Source organism: uncultured Idiomarina sp. (genome assembly GCF_964010655.1).
GTDB lineage: Bacteria > Pseudomonadota > Gammaproteobacteria > Enterobacterales > Alteromonadaceae > Idiomarina > Idiomarina baltica.
Genome location: NZ_CAXGLS010000078.1, coordinates 1 through 4196 on the forward strand (window position 1 = coordinate 1; position 4196 = coordinate 4196).

Sequence of the window (4196 nt, forward strand, 5' to 3'; positions counted from 1 at the left end):
CGTAATGAAGCGGTACGGCCAAAATGTCAACGCTTTGGTGCCAATACGAATCGTTTTAATATGGTCGAACTCAGGCTGCAGTAGCCCCTCCAAATAATGCTTCAACTTACGTGTACGCATGACCATTGGGTCACCGCCTGTAACGAGTAAGTCAGTCACTTCTTTATGCTGTGCCAGATAGCGATGTAGTTGATCGGCATCATTGGAGTTGAAGCGTGTCGCTTTACCGACGAACTGAGCCCAGCGGAAACAAAAGGTGCAATAGCTATGGCAGTACTGACCTTGAGCAGGGAAAAATAAAACCGTTTCGCGATACTTGTGCTGCATGCCTGGCAATGGTTCGCCATCAACGTGAGGTACGTTCATCTGCATTTGCCCGGCTGGATGCGGATTCATCTCTTGGCGCAACTGAGTAGCGAGGTCAAAGACTTCATTGGTCGTATGCTTGCCTGACATCAAATCAGCCATACGTTGGAATGCACTGGGATCGAGCATATCCTTTTGTGGAAAGGTGAGCTGAAACAGCGGATCGTTAGGTACGTTTTCCCAGTCGATGAGCTCATTAAAAAGATACTCGTTGACTCGGAACGGTAATACGTTCGCGACCACTTTCATTTCGAATCGAATATCATCGGGTACGCGTTTAAGTGCTTCAATCTTATCCAACTGACGATGTTGGTAAACTTTGAAGCGACGCGGAGTAATTACGGGTTGCTGTACGTTAACTACTTGCTGCATAAGCCTCTCTATATGTTGTAAGTGCCATTAGCGGCGCAATAGACAAAATTGCGCTGTATTATAATGAAATTACCCTGTGGTTGCACGTAAACCGTGGGATTTAATCGTATGTACTCTTAATAAAATCGATTGTGGCAATCGCTCAAACCGGTACAGTGATGGGAAACTAGAGGCGCCTTTATCCTGTCATCGAGCACAAAAAAAGCGCCCCTCGGGGCGCTCTGTATGTCTTTGCAGGTCACTTACGATACCGCTTACTTCTTGATCGGTTTGAAGTCGCGCTGCGTGTGGCCTGTGTATAATTGGCGAGGACGGCCGATTTTTTGGCTCTCTTCGCTCATCATCTCGTGCCAGTGTGATACCCAACCCACAGTACGCGATAACGCAAAGATTACGGTAAACATGTTGGTTGGAATACCAATCGCTTTAAGTACGATACCTGAGTAGAAATCGACGTTCGGGAACAACTTCTTCTCTACAAAGTAGTCGTCTTCAAGCGCGATGCGCTCAAGTTCCATCGCAACATCCAACAATGGATCGTCACGTTTCAATTCTTTCAGTACTTCGTGGCATGACTCACGCATGACCGTCGCACGTGGGTCCATGTTCTTATAAACACGGTGACCAAAGCCCATAAGGCGGAACGGGTCGTTCTTGTCTTTTGCTTTTTCGATGTACTTAGGAATGTTTTCTACTGAACCAATTTCAGCCAACATACGCAAACACGCTTCGTTGGCACCACCGTGTGCAGGACCCCATAGCGATGCAACACCTGACGCGATACATGCGTATGGATTAGCACCCGAAGAGCCTGCCAAACGAACAGTCGACGTTGAAGCGTTTTGTTCGTGGTCGGCGTGAAGGATAAAGATACGGTCCATTGCTTTTGCAACAGCAGGACTGATCTCATAATCCTCTGCAGGTACAGAAAACATCATGTTCAGGAAGTTTTCCGCATAGCCTAAGTCGTTACGTGGATAAACGAACGGTTGACCGATGCTGAACTTGTAAGCCATCGCTGCGATTGTCGGAATTTTCGCAATCAAGCGATAGGCGCTACGTAAGCGTTGATCTGGATCATGAATGTCCAAATCATCGTGGTAGAACGAAGACAAAGCGCCCGTAACAGCACATAGCATTGCCATTGGATGAGCATCGCGACGGAAGCCATTAAAGAAATTATGCAAGCCCTGGTGCACCATCGTATGTTTTGTGATGGTCTTACGGAAATCTTGGTATTGCTTTTCGTCAGGAGCTTCGCCATGAAGCAACATGTAGCAGACTTCTAGATAATCCGCTTGGGTGGCGAGATCGCCAATCGGGTATCCGCGGTGCAACAAGACACCGTTTTCACCGTCAATATACGTGATTTTAGACTCACATGAGCCGGTCGCTAAAAATCCTGGGTCAAAGGTGAAATATCCGTGTTTGCCTAAGCTGCGAACGTCAACGACATCCTTACCAGCAGAAGGGGATAAAACGGGTAACTCAATTGACTGTCCATCGATCTGTAAAGTGGCTTTACGATCAGCCATAAGGACTTCTCCTTGCATCTACTTTTTAAAAAGTGCGCTAATTTAACTCGAAATACGTGCCAAATGTCAATTTTTGTAAAGGACTTGGCAACTCACTCTCGATCATTATACGTGCATAAAGTGAATACAGGATTACATTTTTATGCGAGATACAACTTTAGTCTTAATCCAAATTCTTTCGATGTCCGTTATAGGCATTGGACATTGTAATTCAATGCTATGGTCGATATACTCACATACGTCGAGGTGGCATTAATTAACAGTGCTCCGGGCATTCTTTACATTTCTTGGTGCTTTATTGAAAGGCAATCTATCGTGAAAAAAGAAAGACCTGTAAACTTAGACTTATCTACCATTCAGTTTCCTGCCGCTGCCAAAGCATCTATCCTGCATCGGGTTTCCGGTGTCATTATGCTTGTGTCACTGGCCTTCTTGATTTGGGCGTTCGCAACGTCTCTCAGTGGTCCTGAGGGATTTGCTCAAGTAGAAAGCATAATGACTAGCTTTATCGCGAAGTTCATTGGCTGGGGTATTTTGACAGCGTTAGGATTCCACTTAATCATTGGTATTCGTCACTTGATCATGGATATGGGCTTCTGGGAAGAGCTTGATTCAGGCCGCGCCAGTGCCACTGCATCCATCGTGATTTCGATTATCGTGTCAGTTTTAGTAGGGGTGTGGTTATGGTAAGAGAAGCTGGAACCTTTGGACGTAGCGGCCCGCATGACTTCATTTTGTTGCGTGCTTCAGCAGTCGTTATGTTGCTATATGTCTTGTTCATGGTGGGCTTCTTTGCGTCAACAGCGGACGTAACCTACGCCAACTGGACGGGCTTATTTTCGAATTTGTGGATGAAAGTGTTCACGTTGTTAGCGCTTACCGGCGTGTTAGTACACGGCTGGATTGGTATCTGGCAAGTACTTACGGACTATGTTAAAGCCTCGGGTGTACGCGCTTTTATTCAGTTCGTATTCAGCGTTGGGCTCATCATCGTTTGGCTCACTGGCTTGTTTGTACTGTGGGGTGTGTAAGTGAACGTAAAAACTTTAGAATTTGATGCCGTTGTAATCGGCGCGGGCGGCGCAGGCATGCGTGCTGCGTTGCAAATTTCCCAAGAAGGTATGAGCTGTGCGTTGATGTCCAAAGTGTTTCCAACGCGTTCTCACACTGTTTCTGCGCAGGGTGGTATCACCGTTGCGTTGGGTAACGCCCACGAAGACGATTGGCAATGGCATATGTTTGATACCGTCAAAGGGTCAGACTATATCGGCGACCAAGACGCAATTGAGTACATGTGTAAGAGCGGTCCAGAAGCGATCTTAGAGCTCGAAAACATGGGCTTGCCATTCTCTCGTTTTGAAAATGGTAAAGTGTATCAGCGTCCTTTCGGTGGCCAGTCAAAAGAATTTGGCGGCGAGCAAGCGGCGCGTACAGCGGCTGCCGCGGACCGTACCGGCCACGCTTTGCTACATTTATTGTACCAGCAAAACGTGAAAAACAAGACTACGGTATTCTCTGAGTGGTATGCACTCGACATCGTTAAAAACCAAGACGGCGCTGTGTGCGGTGTCACGACGATGAATATTGAGACCGGCGAAGTCTACTATGTGAAAGCTAAAGCGGTCGTGTTGGCGACCGGCGGTGCAGGGCGTATTTATGCCTCTACAACCAACGCGCACATCAATACGGGCGATGGCGTAGGTATGGCATTACGTGCCGGTGTACCTGTACAAGATATGGAAATGTGGCAGTTCCACCCAACCGGTATCGCAGGTGCAGGTTGCTTGGTAACCGAGGGTTGCCGTGGTGAAGGTGGTTACTTGCTTAACAAAGATGGCGAGCGCTTCATGGAACGCTACGCGCCAAACGCAAAAGATTTGGCATCGCGTGACGTTGTTGCACGTTCAATGATGACCGAGATTC

The 4196-nt window shown here is 47.3% G+C and carries 4 protein-coding genes and 1 pseudogene; 3 read left to right on the top strand and 2 right to left on the bottom strand.

What is annotated here, in order from left to right; all coding sequences use genetic code 11:
* Both ABNS04_RS12085 and gltA read right to left on the bottom strand, forming a co-directional pair.
* A pseudogene (locus ABNS04_RS12085) lies at window positions 1-738 on the bottom strand (lysine 2,3-aminomutase); the annotation flags it as partial.
* Window positions 739-992: 254 nt separating this feature from the next.
* Window positions 993-2273: a citrate synthase gene (gene gltA / locus ABNS04_RS12090; RefSeq protein WP_006955524.1), complete on the bottom strand. Its 1281-nt coding sequence runs from the start codon at window positions 2271-2273 to the stop codon at window positions 993-995.
* Window positions 2274-2588: 315 nt separating this feature from the next.
* On the opposite strand from gltA, the gene sdhC reads away from it, so the two are divergent.
* The 3 genes from sdhC to ABNS04_RS12105 form a co-directional block, all read left to right on the top strand.
* Window positions 2589-2963, top strand: a complete 375-nt coding sequence (gene sdhC / locus ABNS04_RS12095; protein ID WP_040487923.1) for a succinate dehydrogenase, cytochrome b556 subunit — start codon at window positions 2589-2591, stop codon at window positions 2961-2963.
* Window positions 2957-3304, top strand: a complete 348-nt coding sequence (gene sdhD, locus ABNS04_RS12100; RefSeq protein ID WP_006955522.1) for a succinate dehydrogenase, hydrophobic membrane anchor protein — start codon at window positions 2957-2959, stop codon at window positions 3302-3304. The genes sdhC and sdhD overlap by 7 nt, the downstream gene beginning before the upstream one ends.
* Window positions 3305-4196 (top strand): FAD-binding protein (locus tag ABNS04_RS12105; protein ID WP_348671568.1); only part of this gene is annotated, 892 nt, incomplete at its 3' end. It abuts the gene before it with no gap.